The following is a 19858-nucleotide window of genomic DNA, read 5'->3' as shown; positions in this document are numbered from 1 at the left end:
CGGAAATCGGGTAGAATAGTAACAGAAGTTTCGACGAAGAGGAGCAGATACTTTTGCAAAAATATAAATTAATGGCAACTGCAGCAGCGGGAATTGAGGCCCTGGTCGGCAAGGAGCTCCGTCGACTGGGGTATGACACCCAGGTGGAGAATGGCCGGGTGCGCTACCAGGGGGACATGAGGGATATCCTGACTACGAACCTCTGGCTGCGGACAGCTGACCGGGTCAAAATTATTGTGGGTGAGTTTACGGCCCGCACCTTCGATGAGCTGTTTGAACAGACTAAGGCGTTACCCTGGGAAAGTTTCCTGCCAGTAGACGCTGAATTTCCGGTGGAAGGGCGGAGTCACCACTCGCAGCTGCATAACGTGCCGAGTGTTCAAGCCATCGTCAAAAAGGCGATTGTCCAGCGGCTAAGCGAAGTTTACCACCGGCGGACCCGCCTGCCGGAAACCGGTGCCCTGTACTCGCTAGAAGTAGCAATTAACAAGGACCAGGTCATGCTAACCCTGGATACTACGGGGGATAGCCTGTTTAAACGTGGTTACCGGCGGAATAAGGGGGGCGCGCCATTAAAGGAAAACATGGCCGCAGCCCTGGTGCTTTTGGCCCACTGGTTTACCGATAACCCGTTTGTTGATCCTGTTTGTGGTTCGGGGACGATCCCGATTGAGGCGGCCTTGATTGGCCACAACATTGCTCCTGGAATCAACCGGAGTTTTGTCTGTGAGCAGTGGACAAACTTGACGCCAGCGGGCCTTAGTGACGAGGTCCGCGATAAGGCTGATGCCCAGGCTGATTACGACGTTGAACTGGATATCCACGGATATGATATTGACCAGAACATGATTGACATCGCCCAGGAAAACTGCCGGGCCGCTGGCTTGACCCATGACATTGCCTTCAAGCAACTGGCGGTCAAGGACTGGCATACCGATAAGATTAACGGGGTGATCGTCGCCAACCCGCCGTACGGGGAGCGGCTTTCCGACCACGAGGCAGTCCACGAGCTGTATCGGCAGATGGGGGATATCTACCGGCCAATGACGACCTGGAGCAAGTACATTCTGACCGCCGACCTGGAGTTTGAAAAGTACTATGGTGCGCCGGCTACGAAGCGGCGTAAACTATACAATGGTGCCTTGCGGACCGATCTTTTCCAATATTGGGGCAAAAAGAAACGCTAATATAGCAAGGGGCTTCAGTGCTCGGCAAAGCCGAACTCTGAAGCCCTTTTTGTGCTTTCTAAAGACTAGCTGCGCGTCGACGGGGGCGTGAAGGTGAAGTCATAAATGACTTCTGTCACAGCCCTTTTACTGTGTCTCAATATTGGGTGAAGGACATAAAGGGAAAACGGCAAGGCCCCGCACCGGCTGTGAAGGGCAGATGGGGGCACTTAGCTTACTTTGCTGGATTGGCGGCAGCGGCTTTTTGCTGCTCCTTGTTCAAGTTGGCATTGGCGGACTTGAGGGCGGCGTTTTCTTTCAACAGTTCTTGAACTTGTTTTTCCAGCTTAGCAACTTTCTGCGGATCGGCTTTGCTGGCTCGGAGTGTTTTGAGTTCCTTCCCCTGTTTCAGGTGGTTAGAGAAGGAAAAGAGGTAGATAATCAGTGCCCCTATTAGGAAACAACCGAGGATCAGCAGAATCAACGGGCTCTGGAAGCGGGTGAAGAGCAGGTTGACCTCAACGGGCGCCATATTGGCAACGGCAAGGATAGCGATAATGATTAATAGGATAATTGAGATAATCGTCGTAGATTGTTTTTTCATTTAAAATTCCTCCTTATTACGTATATCTATTATAGGAGCATCGACAAGGAACTATTAGGGACACCAGCACAGCTTTTTGTTATACTGGAGGAGTTCATTCTACTGATTGCAGGGCCTGGTTTGCTAAGTGATGGGCACCCTGATTTTGGGCGTCCGGAATCCACTGGGTTACCACGGTGGGAAAACGGTTGAGCAGGTCATTCAGCCGATCCAGCTCAGCTTGGTAATGTTTTGTATAATTTTTGCCGATGGCGTCACTCAGGAGGCGGCTGTCAGTGTAAAATAGGATTGTTTGCGCGGTAGGAAAGTGCTGGAGGAGGTAGTGGAAGCCAAATTCGGCTGCCGCGAATTCTCCCTGGTGGTTGTCACAGTTGGCAACCGTTGATGTTAGCTGAAATTGCTGGTGGTCGGCGAGCACAAGGGCCCCCAGTCCCGTCGGCCCCGGGTTGCCCTTGGTTGCCGCGTCAGTATATAGTTTGATCATTCAAAATCACCTCAGATTGAAAGGAACTTGATTACATAATGGAAGAAGAAACCCGCTATTTTTATCAGCCTGATTTGACCGGAGCCATTATCAGCTGGTCATGGACCTTCTTGATTTTCGTCGCCGGTCTGGTGGTCTGGTTGGAAATTACTCACTTTCAGTGGCTGACGGCCATCCTGTTTGCCCTCTTTGCAATTTTAACCTTCTTGGAAATCAAACGGCGCACCGTCCTGGTCACCCCGACCAAGCTGACTTTTAGCCGGCTCTTACAACGGGACTACCTGGTAATTCCCCTGGCTGATATTCGCCAACCCCATTTTACTAAACATACCGTCACAATGACAGTTAATGGGGAGGTCTTGAATTTTACCTTCAGTAATAAAGCGGTGCGCCGCTTGCAGGCACTTATCAAACAACAGGAAAAGGAGAATTAGTCGTGCCAGTACTCGGAGCTTTGCTGCTAACGGTTATCCTGATAGTTGCTGACCAGCTGGTTAAGCACTGGGTGGTTGCTCACATTGCCCTGGGTGCCAGTCAGCCCTTTCTTGGTAACCTTGTTGCGTTAACCAACCTGCATAATGATGGGGCTGCCTGGAGCATTCTGGCGGGGCAGCAGTGGCTTTTTACGGTCATCACCGTGGTTGCACTATTGGCAGAACTTTTCTTTGCCTGGCGGTGGCGCCGGCAGCCACGCTTACTGGCGCCCCTGTGTCTGATTATTGCCGGAACGATTGGCAACTTCATCGACCGCCTGCAAAATGGCTACGTGGTCGATATGTTTGAGCTGCTGTTTATTAACTTCCCGGTCTTTAACCTTGCTGACTGCTGTTTGACGGTCGGGGTTCTCTGGTTATTGGTAATCGTCGTGCGGGAGGAAGATTAGATGGCAGATACACTCAAACTAACAGTAGATGATACGCTGACGGGGCGGATTGATAAGGTCCTCGCCCACCAGTTTAATCAATTTTCCCGTTCCCACCTGCAAAAGTGGATTGAGGACGGAAACGTCCGCGTTAATGGTCAACCGGTTAAGCCTAAGTATAAACTGGCGGTCGGGGACCAGGTCGTAATTGAACCCGAGGCACCCCAGAAAGTTGACCTAACACCGGAAAAGATCCCCCTTGACATTGTGTATGAAGATGATGATGTCATCGTCGTGAATAAGCCCCAGGGGATGGTCGTCCATCCAGCCCCCGGGCACCCGAACCATACCCTGGTTAATGCCTTGCTGTATCATAGCCCGCTTTCAACTATTAATGGGGAATTTCGTCCCGGAATCGTTCACCGGATCGATAAGGATACCTCGGGCCTGCTGATGATTGCCAAAAATGACCTGGCTCACCGCTCGCTGGCGGCCCAGCTGAAGGCCAAAACCAACCAGCGGGAATATGTGGCCCTGGTCCACGGGGTCATTAAGCAGGATGCGGGGACAATCAACGCCCCCATCGGTCGTTCAAAAAAGGACCGCAAGAAGCAGGCGGTTGTGAGTGACGGGCGGCACGCAGTCACCCATTTCAAGGTTCTTCACCGCTTCCGTCACTACACCCTGGTTTCCTGCCGTCTGGAAACTGGCCGGACCCACCAAATCCGGGTTCATATGAAGTCAATCGGCCACCCGCTGGCCGGTGACCCCCTGTACGGACCACGGAAGACCTTGCCTGGCCGGGGACAGTACCTGCACGCACGGCTTCTCGGGTTTAAACACCCACGAACCGGGAAAGAACTGGTCTTTACGGCACCGTTACCGGAGTATTTCCAGCAGATGCTAGACAAGCTGAAAAAAACGGATTCTAATTAACAGTCAGCGAAAATTCGTTTATAATAATATGAGTGAATTAATGAGCAAGCAATGACAGGGAGGGACATTCAATGGCAGCACGTTACCTGATTTTTGAAGATGGCACGGTTTTTGCCGGCGAAGACTTTGGGGCTCCAGCGGTCACGTTTGGCGAGGTAGTTTTTAACACCAGCATGACCGGTTACCAGGAAATTATTACTAACCAGATTTACAATAACCAGCTGCTGGTGTTTACCCAGCCGAATATTGGCAGTACCGGGATTCAACGGAATATTTATGAAACAATTGTGCCAACGATTAAGGGGGTCGTTGTCCGCTCCCTCTCCAATGTGGCTACTAATAACGTGCGCCGTCTGACCCTGGATCAGTACCTGAAGCAGATGAACATCCCAGGAATCACCAACATTGATACCCGGGCAATCGTCCATAAGCTCCGGACGGCGGGTAAACCGCTCAAGGGGAGCATTGTCCCCGTGCCAGATGATCACGCCTTTGACCAGCTGCATGCGACCGTGCTTACCAGTCAGCAGGTCGCCCAGGTAGCAACGCCCAAGCCCTACCCAAATCCGGGAGTGGGGAAGAGCGTCGTCGTGGTCGACTTTGGACTCAAGAACGGTGTCCTGCGCCAACTGAGCCGTCGCAAGTGTAACGTTACCGTATTACCGTACACGGCGACGACCGACGAAATTCTTCGCTTAGATCCAGACGGGGTCGTCCTGTCAACCGGGCCGGGGGACCCGAACCGGCTCAAGGCGTCGATCCTCCAGACCATTCGGGAAGTTGAAGAGCGGATTCCGCTGTTTGCCATTGGCTTGGGGCACGAGCTCTTCGCGATGGCTAATGGTGCCCGCGTGAACCGGCAGCCGGTCGAGCACCACGGGATGAACCACCCGCTCCGGGAAGTGATTACTGACCACATCGTTTACGCGACCCAGGGCGGTGGCTTCCAGGTTGATCCGACGACCGTTGACCGGACCAAGCTCTTCGTCACCTATATCGATATGTTGGACAATAGCATTCAGGGCTTGCGGCACCGGGAATATCCGGCCTTTTCCGTCCAGTTCTTCCCAGATGGGGCACCGGGTCCTGATGAGACCAACGCACTGTTTGACGAATTTATTGACGTAATGAACCGAAAGGAGGCTCAGCGCTGATGGAAAGTGATGTGCACTCAGTCTTAATTATCGGTGCGGGGGCTAACGATATCCAGCATGGGGATGAAGTCGACGCGGCCACCTTTCAGGTAGCGACCGAGTTTAAGAAACTGGGAATTCACACAATCTTTGTCGATGATAATCCTTTTTCGGTAAGCCTTGAAAGCCACGATGTCATTGACCATTTGTGTGTCGAAGCCCTAACCGTCGATAACTTGATGGCGCTGATCAACCGTTACAAGCCGCACGCCATCTTGCCGACCCTGGGCAACCGGCGGGCCTTCGAGCTGACCCAAAAGTTAATGGAGAAGGGGGTCCTCCGGGAGAAGAATATCCAGCTGCTGGGGATCCCGGAGGCAACGATCCACCAAATTAATAACCCGGTGCTGCTCAGTCGGACCCTCCACGCCATGGACGCGCCAATGAAATCAATTGCCACCGTCGATAATTACCAGGATGCCCTACAGGAGGCCAACCAGCTTGGCTACCCGGTCATCATCCGGTCGGTCCTCCCCAAGAGCAGCAGTACGCGGCGGATCGTTCATGACCGGCGGGAACTGGCCACGGCCGTCCAAAACTGCCTGAAGCAATCCCGGGCCGACCAGGTGCTGGTCCAACAGAGCCTGGCGGGCTATAAGGAAATCGAGGTCATGGTCCAGCGTGACCGGTCCGGCACCATGATGATGCTGTCGATGGTGGAAGACATGGACCCGATCGGTATTCACGCCGGGGACTCCATCGCCTTTAACCCGCCACAGACACTTTTGGACCGACAGATTCAGGATATGCGGGACACGGCCTTTGCCATCACCCGGAAGCTGCGGATCGTGGGGATTAACCATGTTCAGTTTGCCCTGAACCCCGCCAACGACCGCTTTTACGTCATCAAGAACAGTCCCTACTTCGACCGGATGACGTCGTTCGTAGCCCAGTCGACCGGCTACCCGATTGCCCAAGTCTGTGCGCAATTGTACGCTGGCCGCCTGCTCCGGGAAATTGACCTCGGCGATGATTACATCCATCATGCCGCCCTGGTAGAACCGACAATGGACCATATTGCCGCCCGGGTTCCGCTGTGGGGCTTTCATGAACTTCCCGAAGCCGACCGTCAACTGGCGACCGAAAAGAAGTCGGTGGGAACGGCCTTTGGTGTAGGGCGGAGTCCGATTGAGGCGGTCTTTAAGGCCATTGAGGCGACCCACAGCAAGTCGACTGATGCCCGTCTGCATGAGCAGGAAAAGCTGTCTGATGATGAGCTGGTAGTTAAGTTAGTTCACCCTGAAGCAGGGCGGCTGTTTACCCTGATTGAGGCAATGCGCCGGGGCTATTCGGTTGAGGAACTAACCGAAATGACCAAGATCGATCCCTTTTACTTTGACCAGATTAACCGGATGCGGCTGCTGATTGAAGACGTGATTGAACACCGTCAGAAGGAGCCAATGCTGGCGGAGGCGAAGTACTATGGCCTGAGCAACCAGCTGATTGCTCACCTCTGGGAGACAACCCCTGAGCAGGTTTACCAAATGGCGGAAGACCACCAGCTGATGGCTAAGTACAAAGAAATTGAGCCATCGGGAGGCGAATTTACTCAGCACACGCACAGTTTTTACGCTGCTTTTGAGGACGAAAACGAGGTTCGAAAGACTGCGCAACCCAGTGCGCTAGTTGTTGGTACCGGTGGCTTGCGGCTGGGCTTGAGCAATGCTGGGGACTACTTCGTGGCAATGCTGATGCGGCATCTACATGCGGATGGTTTCCACACGATTGTCGTTAATTCCAACCCCAGCTCAGTTAACCTCAGCTATTCATTAGCCGATAAACGCTACCTGGAACCGGCAACCGCGGAAAACATTCTTCAAATCGTTCGCATTGAGCAGCCCCGCTTTCTCTTTGTCCCGGCCAGCTATACTGAGCTCCTCAATGCGTTGGCAAAAAATGAAATCAGCGGACGGGTGGTAGTGATTCCAGATACGAGCCGTTCCCAGCTGATAAATCCTGACCAGCGTCTCCTGGCCGTTAATTTTCTTTATGATGGCAAGTATGCTTATCCGCTGGGCTCGACCAGCAATACTCACACTGCTCACCCTGAGCTAGCCTCAACGGTGATTCAGTACCCGGCGGAAGTCAATGGTTCACTTAACCAGCAGTTGACCGAACAGGGACTTGCCGACGTGCTAAAGGAGAACCGTCCGGGACTATACCAAGTGCTTTTCGAACAAGAGCCAGGAGATAGTTACGTTAAACGTGGAATTCAAGAAATGCCCCTTCCTGAGCTAGCCTTTCTTTCCAAGGCGCTCCAGCTGGATTTAACGGGAATTTTTACCCGGATTATGACTGGACAGGTGAGTGATGAGCAAATCAACACTTTTCTAAAGCGGGAAGCGACGATGGGCACCGTACTGTATCAGCCGAGTTTTCCTTTTAAGGCTTTACACGTGGCTGATGGTGTACCAGCTGCGAACAAAATTATTGGGGCCCAAATCCACTTCCTAAAGTGAAACTGAGAGGCGGGCTAGGGACTACTTATAGGTCCCCCACCTTGTTCCCCGTCACCGTGCCACTATTTCTATAATCAGGTCTTCAGAGCTTGGCTGCCAAGCACTGGGGACCTTTTTATTGTTAGGATCAAGAACCGGACCATTAGCCGGCATTCAGTGATTTTATTTTCTGGGAAAGAGTCCTTTGAAAGCGCTATAATGTAGTTATAAGAGTTGGGTGCTTGTCTACAGGAAGGAGACATTCTTATGTATTACTCTAATGGTAACTATGAAGCATTTGCCCGGCCACGCAAACCAGCAGGGGTAGACCATAAACACGCCTACATCGTTGGTGCCGGCCTTGCCGGATTGTCCGCCGCCGTCTTTTTAATTCGGGATGCTCAGATGCCTGGAAAAAACATTCATATATTCGAAGAACTCCCCATTGCTGGGGGCTCATTAGATGGTCAAGACCGGCCAGACGTCGGCTTTGTAACCCGTGGTGGTCGGGAAATGGAAAACCACTTTGAATGTATGTGGGATATGTACCGGTCAATTCCTTCACTGGAGGTACCAGGCGCATCCTACCTCGATGAATACTACTGGTTGGACAAAGACGACCCAAATAGCTCCAACTGCCGGCTAACCTACAAGCGGGGAAATGAGGTGCCAACGGACGGAAAGTACCTTCTTGGCAAGTCGACCAAGGAGCTCATGAAATTAATCCTTACTCCCGAAGAACAGCTGGGGGACCAAACAATTGGCGACTACTTCTCTGATGAATTCTTTGAGAGTAATTTCTGGATTTACTGGTCAACTATGTTTGCCTTTGAAAAGTGGCACTCATTGGCGGAGATGCGTCGGTATGCAATGCGCTTTATCCACCATATTGATGGTTTGCCTGATTTTACCGCTTTAAAGTTTAATAAGTATAATCAATACGAATCAATGACCAAACCGCTCCTTGCCTACCTTAAAGATCACGGCGTTAACTTTGAATATGATAGCCAAGTCCAAAATGTCCTTGTCGACACCAAGAATGGGGAGAAGCACGCTCAGAAGATTGCTTTAAAGCAAGGGGGCGAAGATAAAACCATCTCTCTCACCGATGACGACCTTATCTTTGTTACGAATGGGTCAATTACGGAAAGTTCTAATTATGGCAGTCACCATCGAGTGGCGCAGCCAACCCGGGCCCTTGGCGGTAGCTGGAAGCTATGGGAAAACATTGCAAAACAGTCACCGGCGTTCGGTCATCCGGATGTTTTCTGTAAGAATATCCCCAACCGCAGCTGGTTTATTTCCGCCACCGCGACTGTGAAGAATCCGCAGGTCGAACCGTATATTGAGCGGCTGACCAAACGGGACCTCCACGATGGAAAGGTTAACACCGGTGGAATAATTACGGTAACGGACTCTAATTGGATGATGAGCTGGACAATTCACCGGCAACCTCACTTTAAGAGTCAAAAGGAAAATGAAACGATTGTCTGGATTTACGGCCTGTACTCAGACACTGAGGGTAACTACATTAAAAAGCGGATTGTTGACTGCACCGGGGAAGAGATTACTAAGGAGTGGCTCTACCACCTTGGTGTACCGGAAGCGTTAATTGATGACCTGGCAAAGGAAGAGTCAATTAATACCGTTCCGGTTTACATGCCATTTGTTACCAGCTACTTCATGCCCCGGGTTAAGGGTGACCGTCCCGCGGTCGTTCCTGAAGGCTCTGCCAACCTTGCCTTTATCGGCAACTTCGCCGAATCGCCGACCCGTGATACGGTCTTTACAACCGAATACTCTGTCCGGACGGCAATGGAGGCTGTATACTCGCTCTTAAATGTTGACCGGGGAGTACCCGAAGTCTTCAACTCCATTTACGATATCCGGGAGCTGATGCGGGCAATGTACTACATGAACGATAAAATGCCCCTTGAAGACATTGACTTACCAATTCCAAAGATGATTAAAAAGCCGCTATTGAATAAAATCAAGAAAAACTGGATTGGCGAATTGATGGAAGAACAGCACTTACTATAACTAAACGAGGCCCCTGGAACGGAAAAGAGTTTCAGGGGCCTGTTTGGGCCGCGCATTTTGTTGGGAAGTGCTATACTAGAAGATGAAAACGGTTACTAAAATAATAATTAAGTTAAAGGAGCGCGCGATTGCGATGGAAAGTTTACTGTTGATTTCGTCATTTATACTAGAAACAGCCTTATTGTTAGTGGTTAAGCAGGTTTACTCCTAGCTCAGCTGATGATGAGGGGAGGCACCAGCCGAAATGTTCACCGGCTGGTGCCTTTTTATAATGGAGCCGGCTTAGAAGATATTATTTACTTTAACTAAAAGCAAACCAATAACCTGAAATAAAAAGCCACCAGACAAAAAATCTCGTGGCTTTATACAGCTTAATTATTCAGTTTCTTCGGTGTGACCCGCAATGTCTTCTGGCCCGTGAAAGTAACGAAACCGGGCTTAGCGCCATTGGGTTTCCGTAGTCGCTTGACGGGAAGGTAGTCGACTGGGACGTTATCCGAGTCCCGTCCCTTAGAGAAGTAGGCGGCGAGCTGGGCCGCTTCTAAAATCGTCTCGTCACTCGGGTTAGTATCCCGAATGACCACGTGGGAACCCGGAATATCCTTGACGTGGAGCCAGATTTCGTTCTTGTTGGCAGTCTTAAAACTCAAGCGGTCGTTTTGCAGGTTGTTTTTGCCGACCAGCACAGTCGTCCCATCACTGGTATGGAACTGCTCCGGCTTGCTAGCACGAACCTTGCGTTGCTTTTTACCCTTGTGCTTTCGCTTAATGTAACCCTCTTCTTGCAATTCCAGGCGGATTTCCTGAATATCTGCCGGGGAGGCGAGTTCAATCTGGTTTTGAATATTTTCAAAGTAGTCGATTTCAGCATTAGCCAGTTTGAGCTGTTCATTAACGTGGGCGACGGATGCCTTGAGTTTGTCATACTTGGTAAAGTATTTTTGGGCATTTCGTGAGGGGGACAGCTCTGGTGACAGACTAATTTTTAGCGGCTTGTTGTCATCGTAGAAGTTAGGCAGGGTAATTGAATCCATCCCCGGCTTTAGTTTGCCTAGGTAGGTGGTCAGAATTTCGCCCCTAGTCCGGTACTGATCGGCCTTGTTAGCATCGTCAAGTTCTTTATTTAACTTCTTGACCTTCCGCCGGTCCTTTTTCAACTCGTTTTTAATCACCTTGATGACTTGTCCAGCAAGTTCCTTAGAACGGTCCTGCTGGGCCTTTTGCTGGTAATAATTATCAAGCAGGGCAGAGAGGGTAGCAAAATATTGGAGCCCATCTGCCGCCGCGTTTAACGGTGGGAAAGCCATAAAATCCTTCTTCCGGCCGTCAATAATCACGGGTTCGGGCTGGTCAAAGAGGTGGATGAACTGCTGGTAGGTTGTCGGCAGGTGGTCACTGGCAATCAGTCGGTCTGCAAGGTCACGAGCAGTATCGCGGCCTAGCCCCTCGTAGCGGGCTTGCAGTTGTTTGGCTAGTTCTTGAGGATCCGGATATTGGCGAACAAGGTCGCTATAAAGCTGGTTGGGCAGGTAGGGGTTCGCCTTGTCCTGCTTCGGCGGCATCACAAAGGTCGCTCCTGGGAGGAGCAGGCGGACCCGATTTTGATCAGACCCGACGTGTTTAATGGTGTCAATAATTTTGCCCGTTTTTTCATTAACCAGTGAGATGTTACTGTGACGGGCCATAATTTCACTAACCAGAACCAGGCGCTGGCTGTCGCCGAGTTCATCCCGGGTGTTAAAAGTCAACCGGATGATTCGGTCGTTGCCCACCTGGTCAATTTCTTCTAGGATTGCCCCGTCAAGGTACTTCCGCATGGTCATGGTAAAGTTGGTTGGGACAGCGGGATTGGTGAAGGGCACTTCGGTAATCTGGACCCGGGGATAGGTTGGGTTGGCCGAAAGCAAAAGGGCGTAGTTATGACGCTGGGCGCGAATTGTGATGATCAGTTCGGCTGGGTAGGGTTGACTGATCCGGGCGACGCGGCCCGTCTTCAAGGTAGAATTTAATTCATGCACGATGGCATGAGTGAAAAAGCCGTCAAAGGACATGGTGATTACTCCTTTTTTGTTTTATTCGAACAAGTTAAATGCGGTTATTATTATAACGTTTTTCGCAAAAAAGACACAAGCTAGAAGGTTTATCAGCTAGAAGAATTGTTTGGTTTATCGGCGTTCATGTGGTATGCTTCTTATATTATTGATATTTAATTTTTGCAATTATTCAAAGTTTATAACGACTTGGAGGAAGAGAAGATGAAAATTGCTGTTGTGACTGACAGCACCGCCAACATCACTCCTGAAGAGGCGGCGAAGAATAATATTCACGTAGTGCCCATTCCATTCTCAATCGATGGGCAAAATTTCCGTGAAGGGGTCGACATTTCAACCGATGACTTCTACCAAATGCTGAAATCATCTAGTTCATTCCCCAGCACGTCCCAACCATCAATTGGTGAAATGATGGAATTGTACCAGCAACTAGCCGCAGACGGCTACGATGCCGCCATCAGCATTTTTTTGACAGGCTCGATTTCTGGTTTCTTGAACAACGTTGCTCAGATTGCGGAAGAAATGGCCGATACGATTAAGGTAATCCCATTTGACTGTCATATCACCTCGGAGCCAATGCACTACATCGTCTTAGAGGCGGCAAAGCTGGTTAAAGAATACGATAATCCTGACGAAATTACCAGCCGGCTCCGAGCGTTGAGTGATACGGTTGGTGACCTCTTCGTGGTTGATGACTTGCAAAACCTGGTGCGCGGTGGTCGGTTATCGAATGCTTCGGCCTTTGTTGGCTCGATTCTAAAAATTAAGCCGCTCCTGTCATTCGACAACCCTAACCACTCAATCGAAGCCTTTGAAAAGGTGCGGTCGATGAAGAAGGCTAAGCTCCGTTGTGAGGAAATTTTTAATGACAAGATTGCTGACGTCGACTACCCGGTTCGTGGAATGGTTATCCATGCCAACGCGGAAGAGGCGGGGCAAAAGTGGCTGGATAAGCTCCAGGCGGACCACCCTGAAATTGACTTTAGCCTAGGCTACTTTGGTCCGGTGATCGGGACCCACCTGGGACAAGGGGCTTTGGCGTTAGCATGGCTGCAAGACACGTCAAAGAAGCCGCTCTAATGAAGACGAAGAAACAGCTAAAAACCGCGGGAATTATCATTCTCGCGGTTGTATTAATGTTATTGCTGGGGGTCAACAGTTGGCGGATTAGTGCGCCGACCGCCGTCCTGGTTGCGCCACTTGCTGGCCTGGTAGCAGTGTCGATGACAATTGGCCTGGGAACCGTCAGCGGCGTTGCCACCGCACTGGTTGGTGGCTTGGGACTGCTTTTACTGGCGAGCGCGGATTGGCCCCTCGTCCTTAATTTCCTTGTGTTGGTCCTTCTTGTCGGTTGGCTGATTGGCTGGTGCATTCCACTTGGTCAACGGGTAACCCAGCAACAGTTGATTTGGTTAGGGATTGTCGCTGGTATCAGTGAATTTATCCTTAATCTGGTTCAAGTGGCTCTGATCGGGGCACTGACGGGTGCAGGCTGGTTGATCTTTATCCGCCTGGCCCTGCTTCCCGGTGTACTAACGGCGCTCATGTATGCCGTTTTGGTGGGCCCCCTGGCAATGTTCTGGCGCTGGCTTGGCCGACAGGTCCTGCCGCCGGAAGAACAGGAAGGCGATTCCGAAAATTCGCCACAGGGCTCGGTGGAAATTGACCTTAGTAACAAAGATAAACATAAGCAGAAGTGAGGACGTAACAATGGAAAGTTGGTTGTTTTTAGCACTGGTACTGGCAATTGCGGTTTTTGGCAAAAATACCTCATTGATTATCGCCAGTATTGTTGTGATGGTGCTTAAACTCCTGCCGATGACGACCAAGTGGCTACCAATCATCCAGAACAAAGGGATTAATTGGGGAGTAACAGTGATTTCCGTTGCCATCTTAATCCCGATTGCGACGGGACAAATTACCTTTAATGACCTGTGGAAGGCCTTTCGGACGCCGGCAGGCTGGATTGCGATTGCGGCCGGAATTGCCGTAGCCATTTTATCTAAGTACGGGGTCAATCAGCTGGCCGCCGTTCCCCAGGTGACCGTTGCTCTGGTCCTCGGAACGATTATTGGTGTGGTAGTTTTCAAGGGTGTGGCCGCGGGGCCGGTCATCGCGAGTGGAATGACCTATTGTATCGTGACCCTGCTTAATTTGCACTTTTAACAAAAAAGGAGCATGACAGAGGTGTTCAAGTTACTTCTGTCATGCTCCTTTTTGCTAGCACTCGTTGTCCCATTCACTGTAAAATTCATCCAGGAAGTTTTCCAGAACCTGCTGGCGGTGACGGGCAATTTGCTTGGCAGTTGCTGTCTGCATCATGTCAGCAAGTTTCAGAATTTTTTCATGGAAATGGTTGATAATCGTTTCGTCTTCTAAATTGCGGTATTCTTCGTGGGTCATATTCTCCCGCGGCTTAACCAGTGGATCATAGATCTTTTCGTGGTGGGCACCGCCGTAGTAGATGGCCCGGATGATCCCAATGGCCCCAATCGCGTCTAACCAGTCAGCGTCACGGACGATTTCCCCAATCTTGGTCAGGTGAATCGGCTGGTCATCAAGGGTGTGGGCAAAAGAAATGTTGGCAATCACGTCCATGATAGTGATGATGTCGGCATCATCAAAGTCGTGTTGTTCGAGGTAGGTCCAGAGTTCCTCCTTTGCCTCGTCAACGTTGGCAATCAGCTTCTCGTCGATCGTGTCGTGAAGGTAGGCCGCAGCAACTGGCACAAAGGGATCCACACCTTCCCCAATCGCAATCTTTTTGGCCATCTTAACGACCCGATTGATATGGTCCATCCCGTGGCCCGTGCTATCTTCACCCAGCTTCTCGACCGTATAGCGCTTTACAGCAGCAATCTGTTGTTCGTGATTCATTCCCGTCTCTTGCTCCTTTTTAACTAATATTCTAAGGGTACCTAATTTTTGCTGGTGGTGCAAGCAGTCATGGCTACTCTAATACCAACCGGTCACCAGCGAGAAAGCTGTCTTGGAAACGACCGGGACTGCGGAGGTACTGCTTGCCGAATTCGTCAATCAAGCCGTGGAAGTCTTGGGCCCGGGCCAGGTCGAAGTAGGCGCTTAGCCGACAACGCTTGGCGAGCGAATGGTAGTCGGTCAGACCCGTGATTCCCAGGTGGGTAAAAAGGGTTCGTGCGTACTTATCGCTGACAAAGGTCGGGATACCAAAGACAAAGGTCAGCAGGACGTCGGCAGTTTCCTCACCGATTCCATGCAATGCCAAGAGCTGATCACGCAGCTGGTCACCGTTCTCGGCCACGACCCGCTGGTAATCGAAACCGTACTGGCTGAGCCAAGCAAAGACCGCTTGCACTGCCCGGGACTTATTGCGGTAAAAACCGGCAGGGCGCGTTAAGTCCTGAATTTGCTCAAGCGGCAGTTGCTGGATTCTTGCCGGGAGAAATTCACTCGCCTGGCGAAAATTTGCGACGGCCCGGGCAGCATTTTGCCAGTTGGTATTTTGAATCATGATGGCGCCAATAATTATTTCGGCTTTAGAGTCAGCGGGCCACCAGCCTGACGGTCCCATTTCCTGCCGCATTTTTTGGTAGAGTTGTTCTAAAGTCAGTTCCATTCCAGTGACTCCTTATTTTGCCCAGAAAAACTGGATGAGCAGTTTGTTAACTGCTGGGTTGTGGTGCAGCAGCTCGTGGGAGGCATTCTTCCCGGTAACCTTAATCTCCCGGTACGATTTGGCTCGGCCGTTAATCAGGTAGCGGAGGGTCTGACAAGAGCGGTTGCTGACCTGGCTATCGTTGCCACCGCCAATATCACCGTAAATGTTGAGAACCTTGACTTGGCGGGGGTAGGTCTGGCGGAGCGGTAAGAGTTTTTTGAAGGCGTCATTTTCGGCCGAGGGCTTGCCAGTTTTCTTGTCGACGGTCAGGTTTTCCGGCTCATTCCAGCCAATCGCACCATCAAAGGTTCCGGCCATCGCAACCTGTTTTTGCAACTGAGGGAGCTTTTTATTCTGCGCGTTAGCCAGCAGGTAGTACATTACGGCCATGTTGCCCATCGAATGGGCCTCAATATTGATCTTTTTAAAATGGTACTGCTCCCGCAGCTTGACGATGACGTTTTTAACCCACTGTCCCTGCAGGGGGTAATCGGTATTGCGGCTATTAACAAAGTTGACCATTACCAGCGGGTTAACAGCGCCGTCGGGGATTCGACCCTGGAGTGTGACCTTGCCGTTGGCCGCGACTACGGCGGTAATGACCGTCTTGCTGACACCGGCTTTTTTAATGCCGTTGATCATGTACTGCTCAGCATGGGCCCCGCTGTTATAGCCGTGGAAAAAGAGCGTTGGGGTAGAGGAGTGAACGTACTGTTGGCTGGCCTTGACCGGCTGTCCGGTCAGAATAAGTGCAATGCTACCGGCGAGGAAACAGAGAAATAAATTTTTGATCTTAGACAAATTAAAACCTTCTTTAATCATTTAGTGCTATCATAGCATTGATAGCTAAAAAATTTCTAAGCAAACCGGCTCTTTATTTTTAGTTGGCAAAAATAAAAGAGTGTGGTAAAGTTTTTTACGTTGATTCTGTGAAAAACGATTAACAATCAAAATCAGAGGGGAAGGATAACGATGAAACTTAAAAAGGCCACGATGGAAGATTACGACCAAATTATGACGATCCTACGTGATGGCAGCAACCAACTGGCAGAACAAGGGATTGACCAATGGCAGGGTGATTACCCTAATCCAGATGTTGTTAAAAATGACATTAAGAATGGTTGGGCGTATCTCGCTGAATCCGCGGATGGCATGACTGTTGGTACTATCGCAATCGTTGATGGTCCAGATCATTCATACGATACCATGAAGGGAAACTGGCTGATCGATACCGATAAGTACGTTGTTCTTCACCGGGTCGCTATTCACTCCAGCCACGCCGGCCACGGATACGCATCAAAGCTGTTCGTTGCGGTCCTTGATTATATTAAGGAACACCGGACGGACATCGAGACGATTCGGATTGATACTCATATCGACAACAAAATTATGCAGCACCTGATTACCAAGCACGACTTTAAGAAGGTCGGCGAGGTGTACGGCTACTACCGGCCAGATGAAGTGTTGTACGTTTACGCACAGCTGACCCATTCAGAAGAAGATAAGTAAAGATTTGATTAGTCCTCCTCAGTGGGGGCTTTTTTATTGCTTTCCTCCACTACGTACTGGAGGAACTTTTCGGCAGCGGGGGCGAGAACATTGTTTTTCCGCCAGACCATTACGTGGCCGGTTTCCTTGGCGGGAGAGAAGGGGATGAACCGAACGTCAGGATCTTTTAAGATGTCAGTTACCCCCTTGATGGCAACTGCATAGTAGTGACCGGTCCGGATAAGTTCAAGGGCATTATTAGGCAAGTTGTTGCTAGCCATGATATTTAGCTTGGTCTGATCCAGTTGAAGGACATCGCTGACTTCATCACGGATGATGTTCCGGCGGGGGAGGATTAGGGGAAGTTTATAGAGGTCTTCCTTAGTGATGTGTCCCCGCTTAGCAAGCGGATCATCGGCGCGCATGATCACACCCCAATGTTCTTTTTGGGGCATTACCAGGTAGTTGTACTTGGCTGCTTCAACTGGTTCTAGCAGGCAAGCCAGGTCGGCAGTTCCTTCATCAATTTGCCGGCGTAAAATGTCGCCGTCCCCGTCAAAGATGTTAAAGCGGACTGCCGGGTGAGTTGCTTGAAACCGGTCAACGAGTTTCATCAAAGCGATTGAAGCGGCGGAAACCGCGCAGCCCAGGTTAACCGTCCCCACCAGCTCCTTTTCGTGCTGGTGGAGGTCGTCTTTGGTCTGATCTAATAACTGGAGCATGGTGGTAGCGCGTTGCTGAAACAGCACCCCGGCCTTGGTGAGTTGAAGGCGCCGCTGGCTACGGTCAAAGAGCGGCACATCCAGTTCATGCTCCAGGTCCATAATTTGCCGGGACAAGGTTGGTTGGGTAATGTGCAATTGCTCCGCCGCTTTCGTGATATTATTGGTATGAGCGACGGTTAAAAAGTATTTTAAGACCCGCGTATCCATCTGTCTTCCTCCAAGTAAAGTTAATATGATTATTATAGCATTAAGGGGTGTCCGACATGGCGCAAGAAGCGTTGATTCTTTATTATTCTCAATTTGGCAGCACTGCCCGGCTGGCAGGTCAGATTCGTCAATTGACCGGAGCCGATATTCTTCGTGTCCAAACCGCACTTGATTTTCCCGCGGATATGGAAGACACTGACCGGGTGTACAAACGGCAGCGACAACGGGGACAGCTGCCTAAACTTGTAAACCAGTGGCCGGATTTTAATTACTACGATGTGATTCTAGTGGGCGGTCCGGTATGGGATGGGCAGCTCTCGTCGCCAATTATGGCGCTACTGGAACGGTTGCAGGGCTTCGAAGGTAAGGTCGCCCCGTTTAGCACGGGTTGGTCCGCGACGGGGAATTATCAGCAGGACTTCACTGCCCATGCCGGAAAGTTGCGGGTCCTTCCCGGCTATCACATCTTGACCCACGGCCGGCCGCGGTATGACCAGGCAAGCCTGATGTCCTGGCTGCGGAAACTATAATTCACTTTTTGCATGTAAAGGTAATTGAAATAAGTATTTCACATTGCCATGACTCCGGTTTAGACTAACGGTAATGAAATTCAAGGAGTGATTATAATGGCAAAAAATGAAGAAACAGTAAAGAAGGACCTGTTTGGCTTTGGTGAAAAGAACGTTGCCTTTGCTAAGTACTTTATCGGTGACAGTTATTTAAATGGGTTGGTGGCACCTGACGACAACATTGACGTGAATGTTTCTAACGTTAACTTTGAACCCGGCTGCCGGAACGACTGGCATATCCATCACGATGGTTTCCAAATCCTTTTGGTAACTGCCGGTGAAGGTTGGTACCAAGAAGAAGGTAAGCCTGCTCAACTGCTCAAGCCTGGTGACGTGGTTGCCATTCACGAAGGCGTTAAACACTGGCATGGCGCTACTAAGGACTCTTGGTTCTCCCACATTGCGATTACCAAGGGAACTAGTGAATGGCTGGAAAAAGTTGATGATGAATATTACGATCAACTCGAAAAGTAAAAATTTAAAGGGGCTCCGGCCTCTTTTTTATTTAGTCAAATTATATATACGGAAAGAAAATTTGTGCGCATTCCCGGTTTCAAAACTGGATAAGGAATCCCCACTTGCGGGATAATCGAATTAATTATTAGCAACGGGAGACTCTGCTACTCATGAACTTATTATTTTCAATTGACGACCGTTTTTACCAGCAACTGCTAACGACCCTGTACTCCATTAAGCTCAATTCGAGCTTTGCTGGTGAGAAAGTGAACGTCTATGTCATTGCTAATGGACAGTTCCACTATTCGGCCCAATTAGCGGCCGGGTGTCAGCGCCTGGGGATGCACTACCACGAGGTGCCGATTCCGGACACCGCCTTTCAAAATGCCCCGGTGACCGATCGCTATCCGCTAACCATTTATTACCGGCTCTTAGCACACCTGTACCTACCGAAGGACCTGCACCGCATCCTCTACCTAGATGCCGACATTCTCTGTATCAATGACTTGCAGCCGCTGTATAACACCGACCTGACTGGCTATCTTTATGCTTCGGCAATCCATACCAATTTGACCAACGCAACCGAGGTTATTAACAAAATCCGCCTGCAAAACTTCGATGCGGATGGTTACTACAATTCGGGCGTGCTGCTGATGAACCTTGACGAGATCCGTAGTCATGTCCGGCCGGATGACATTTTTAACTACATCCGTAGCCACGTCCTCCTGCTGCCGGACCAGGACGTGCTCAATGCTCTGTATGGCCACCATATTAAGTCCGTGCCGGACGAACTGTATAACTTTGATGTTCGCAACCTGCGAATTTACGAAACGATTTCCATGGGGGTTGATACCCTGGATTGGGTCATGAAAAATACCGTCCTCCTTCATTATTGCGGAAGGCAGAAACCGTGGCTGGAGAACGTCAACCACGGGAAATTCACCGCGTTATATAAGAACTACTTTCAGATGACTAAAAAGTTCTTATTAGGCTAATAGGGGA

At 50.3% G+C, this 19858-nt stretch carries 21 protein-coding genes; 14 read left to right on the top strand and 7 right to left on the bottom strand.

What is annotated here, in order from left to right; genetic code table 11:
- The first annotated feature begins 53 nt into the window (after window positions 1–53).
- Window positions 54–1187 (top strand): THUMP domain-containing class I SAM-dependent RNA methyltransferase, encoded by a 1134-nt coding sequence (locus tag N4599_RS02065; protein WP_260901657.1) that lies wholly within the window; start codon window positions 54–56, stop codon window positions 1185–1187.
- Between the two features lie 214 nt (window positions 1188–1401).
- Here N4599_RS02065 and N4599_RS02060 read toward each other — a convergent pair whose 3' ends face one another.
- Both N4599_RS02060 and N4599_RS02055 read right to left on the bottom strand, forming a co-directional pair.
- A complete protein-coding gene (locus tag N4599_RS02060) occupies window positions 1402–1770 on the bottom strand; it encodes a LapA family protein (RefSeq protein WP_062812792.1) in 369 nt (122 codons plus the stop codon).
- A gap of 94 nt (window positions 1771–1864) precedes the next feature.
- Window positions 1865–2254 carry a ribonuclease HI family protein gene (locus tag N4599_RS02055; RefSeq protein WP_062812791.1) on the bottom strand — a complete coding sequence of 130 codons (390 nt, stop codon included), beginning with the start codon at window positions 2252–2254 and terminating at the stop codon, window positions 1865–1867.
- A 38-nt stretch (window positions 2255–2292) separates the two neighbouring features.
- On the opposite strand from N4599_RS02055, the gene N4599_RS02050 reads away from it, so the two are divergent.
- The 6 genes from N4599_RS02050 (at window position 2293) to N4599_RS02025 (ending at window position 9723) form a co-directional block, all read left to right on the top strand.
- Entirely contained in the window at window positions 2293–2688 is a 396-nt protein-coding gene (locus N4599_RS02050; protein WP_062812790.1) for an EbsA family protein, read from the top strand.
- 2 nt (window positions 2689–2690) lie between these two features.
- Window positions 2691–3137 carry a signal peptidase II gene (lspA, locus tag N4599_RS02045; RefSeq protein WP_003713510.1) on the top strand — a complete coding sequence of 149 codons (447 nt, stop codon included), beginning with the start codon at window positions 2691–2693 and terminating at the stop codon, window positions 3135–3137.
- Window positions 3138–4052, top strand: a complete 915-nt coding sequence (locus N4599_RS02040; RefSeq protein WP_062812789.1) for an RluA family pseudouridine synthase — start codon at window positions 3138–3140, stop codon at window positions 4050–4052. It abuts the gene before it with no gap.
- 71 nt (window positions 4053–4123) lie between these two features.
- The gene (locus tag N4599_RS02035) at window positions 4124–5206 is read left to right on the top strand and encodes a carbamoyl phosphate synthase small subunit (protein ID WP_062812788.1); all 1083 of its coding nucleotides are present in this window, start codon (window positions 4124–4126) and stop codon (window positions 5204–5206) included.
- Window positions 5206–7704, top strand: a complete 2499-nt coding sequence (locus N4599_RS02030; protein WP_062812787.1) for a carbamoyl phosphate synthase preATP-grasp domain-containing protein — start codon at window positions 5206–5208, stop codon at window positions 7702–7704. The genes N4599_RS02035 and N4599_RS02030 overlap by 1 nt, the downstream gene beginning before the upstream one ends.
- Before the next feature lie 246 nt (window positions 7705–7950).
- Window positions 7951–9723, top strand: a complete 1773-nt coding sequence (locus N4599_RS02025) for an oleate hydratase (protein ID WP_191364089.1) — start codon at window positions 7951–7953, stop codon at window positions 9721–9723.
- Between the two features lie 371 nt (window positions 9724–10094).
- Here the strand turns inward: N4599_RS02025 and N4599_RS02020 are convergent, their stop codons facing one another.
- A complete protein-coding gene (locus N4599_RS02020; protein WP_260901647.1) occupies window positions 10095–11774 on the bottom strand; it encodes an NFACT family protein in 1680 nt (559 codons plus the stop codon).
- Window positions 11775–11978: 204 nt separating this feature from the next.
- On the opposite strand from N4599_RS02020, the gene N4599_RS02015 reads away from it, so the two are divergent.
- Genes N4599_RS02015 through N4599_RS02005 form a run of 3 tightly spaced genes read left to right on the top strand, consistent with a single transcriptional unit; the run spans window position 11979 to window position 13940 of the window.
- Window positions 11979–12854, top strand: a complete 876-nt coding sequence (locus tag N4599_RS02015; RefSeq protein WP_062812784.1) for a DegV family protein — start codon at window positions 11979–11981, stop codon at window positions 12852–12854.
- Window positions 12854–13474, top strand: a complete 621-nt coding sequence (locus N4599_RS02010) for a hypothetical protein (RefSeq protein WP_062812783.1) — start codon at window positions 12854–12856, stop codon at window positions 13472–13474. The genes N4599_RS02015 and N4599_RS02010 overlap by 1 nt, the downstream gene beginning before the upstream one ends.
- Window positions 13475–13484: 10 nt before the next feature.
- On the top strand, window positions 13485–13940 hold the full coding sequence (locus tag N4599_RS02005) for a DUF441 domain-containing protein (RefSeq protein WP_003714923.1): 456 nt from the start codon (window positions 13485–13487) through the stop codon (window positions 13938–13940).
- Between the two features lie 54 nt (window positions 13941–13994).
- Here N4599_RS02005 and N4599_RS02000 read toward each other — a convergent pair whose 3' ends face one another.
- The 3 genes from N4599_RS02000 to N4599_RS01990 form a co-directional block, all read right to left on the bottom strand.
- Window positions 13995–14651: an HD domain-containing protein gene (locus tag N4599_RS02000; RefSeq protein ID WP_191364090.1), complete on the bottom strand. Its 657-nt coding sequence runs from the start codon at window positions 14649–14651 to the stop codon at window positions 13995–13997.
- A gap of 73 nt (window positions 14652–14724) precedes the next feature.
- Entirely contained in the window at window positions 14725–15369 is a 645-nt protein-coding gene (locus N4599_RS01995; RefSeq protein WP_062812781.1) for an endonuclease III domain-containing protein, read from the bottom strand.
- 12 nt (window positions 15370–15381) lie between these two features.
- Complete coding sequence (locus N4599_RS01990; RefSeq protein ID WP_062812780.1) at window positions 15382–16233, bottom strand: alpha/beta hydrolase; 852 nt, start codon at window positions 16231–16233, stop codon at window positions 15382–15384.
- A 150-nt stretch (window positions 16234–16383) separates the two neighbouring features.
- On the opposite strand from N4599_RS01990, the gene N4599_RS01985 reads away from it, so the two are divergent.
- Window positions 16384–16920, top strand: a complete 537-nt coding sequence (locus tag N4599_RS01985) for a GNAT family N-acetyltransferase (protein WP_062812779.1) — start codon at window positions 16384–16386, stop codon at window positions 16918–16920.
- A gap of 8 nt (window positions 16921–16928) precedes the next feature.
- Here the strand turns inward: N4599_RS01985 and N4599_RS01980 are convergent, their stop codons facing one another.
- Window positions 16929–17831: a LysR family transcriptional regulator gene (locus tag N4599_RS01980; RefSeq protein ID WP_062812778.1), complete on the bottom strand. Its 903-nt coding sequence runs from the start codon at window positions 17829–17831 to the stop codon at window positions 16929–16931.
- Window positions 17832–17887: 56 nt separating this feature from the next.
- Between N4599_RS01980 and N4599_RS01975 the strand changes: the two genes are divergently transcribed.
- The 3 genes from N4599_RS01975 (at window position 17888) to N4599_RS01965 (ending at window position 19851) form a co-directional block, all read left to right on the top strand.
- Window positions 17888–18361 carry a flavodoxin family protein gene (locus N4599_RS01975; protein ID WP_062812777.1) on the top strand — a complete coding sequence of 158 codons (474 nt, stop codon included), beginning with the start codon at window positions 17888–17890 and terminating at the stop codon, window positions 18359–18361.
- A 96-nt stretch (window positions 18362–18457) separates the two neighbouring features.
- Complete coding sequence (locus tag N4599_RS01970; RefSeq protein ID WP_062812776.1) at window positions 18458–18874, top strand: cupin domain-containing protein; 417 nt, start codon at window positions 18458–18460, stop codon at window positions 18872–18874.
- 152 nt (window positions 18875–19026) lie between these two features.
- Window positions 19027–19851: a glycosyltransferase family 8 protein gene (locus N4599_RS01965; protein WP_062812775.1), complete on the top strand. Its 825-nt coding sequence runs from the start codon at window positions 19027–19029 to the stop codon at window positions 19849–19851.
- Window positions 19852–19858 lie beyond the last annotated feature (7 nt).

The sequence above is a fragment of the Limosilactobacillus oris genome, assembly GCF_025311495.1.
Lineage (GTDB): Bacteria > Bacillota > Bacilli > Lactobacillales > Lactobacillaceae > Limosilactobacillus > Limosilactobacillus oris_A.
The sequence above is the reverse complement of the archived record's forward strand: the minus strand, read 5'-3'. Positions and strand labels throughout refer to the sequence as shown.

Coding starts and splice junctions, on each gene's coding strand:
- N4599_RS01985 (WP_062812779.1), top strand. CDS start 16,384: ATGAAACTTAAAAAGGCCACGATGGAAGATTACGACCAAATTATGACG.
- N4599_RS01990 (WP_062812780.1), bottom strand. CDS start 16,233: ATGATTAAAGAAGGTTTTAATTTGTCTAAGATCAAAAATTTATTTCTC.
- N4599_RS02035 (WP_062812788.1), top strand. CDS start 4,124: ATGGCAGCACGTTACCTGATTTTTGAAGATGGCACGGTTTTTGCCGGC.
- N4599_RS02010 (WP_062812783.1), top strand. CDS start 12,854: ATGAAGACGAAGAAACAGCTAAAAACCGCGGGAATTATCATTCTCGCG.
- N4599_RS02055 (WP_062812791.1), bottom strand. CDS start 2,254: ATGATCAAACTATATACTGACGCGGCAACCAAGGGCAACCCGGGGCCG.
- N4599_RS01970 (WP_062812776.1), top strand. CDS start 18,458: ATGGCAAAAAATGAAGAAACAGTAAAGAAGGACCTGTTTGGCTTTGGT.
- N4599_RS02005 (WP_003714923.1), top strand. CDS start 13,485: ATGGAAAGTTGGTTGTTTTTAGCACTGGTACTGGCAATTGCGGTTTTT.
- N4599_RS02000 (WP_191364090.1), bottom strand. CDS start 14,651: ATGAATCACGAACAACAGATTGCTGCTGTAAAGCGCTATACGGTCGAG.
- N4599_RS01995 (WP_062812781.1), bottom strand. CDS start 15,369: ATGGAACTGACTTTAGAACAACTCTACCAAAAAATGCGGCAGGAAATG.
- N4599_RS01980 (WP_062812778.1), bottom strand. CDS start 17,831: ATGGATACGCGGGTCTTAAAATACTTTTTAACCGTCGCTCATACCAAT.
- N4599_RS01965 (WP_062812775.1), top strand. CDS start 19,027: ATGAACTTATTATTTTCAATTGACGACCGTTTTTACCAGCAACTGCTA.
- N4599_RS02015 (WP_062812784.1), top strand. CDS start 11,979: ATGAAAATTGCTGTTGTGACTGACAGCACCGCCAACATCACTCCTGAA.
- N4599_RS02050 (WP_062812790.1), top strand. CDS start 2,293: ATGGAAGAAGAAACCCGCTATTTTTATCAGCCTGATTTGACCGGAGCC.
- N4599_RS02040 (WP_062812789.1), top strand. CDS start 3,138: ATGGCAGATACACTCAAACTAACAGTAGATGATACGCTGACGGGGCGG.
- N4599_RS02060 (WP_062812792.1), bottom strand. CDS start 1,770: ATGAAAAAACAATCTACGACGATTATCTCAATTATCCTATTAATCATT.
- N4599_RS01975 (WP_062812777.1), top strand. CDS start 17,888: ATGGCGCAAGAAGCGTTGATTCTTTATTATTCTCAATTTGGCAGCACT.
- N4599_RS02020 (WP_260901647.1), bottom strand. CDS start 11,774: ATGTCCTTTGACGGCTTTTTCACTCATGCCATCGTGCATGAATTAAAT.
- N4599_RS02030 (WP_062812787.1), top strand. CDS start 5,206: ATGGAAAGTGATGTGCACTCAGTCTTAATTATCGGTGCGGGGGCTAAC.
- N4599_RS02025 (WP_191364089.1), top strand. CDS start 7,951: ATGTATTACTCTAATGGTAACTATGAAGCATTTGCCCGGCCACGCAAA.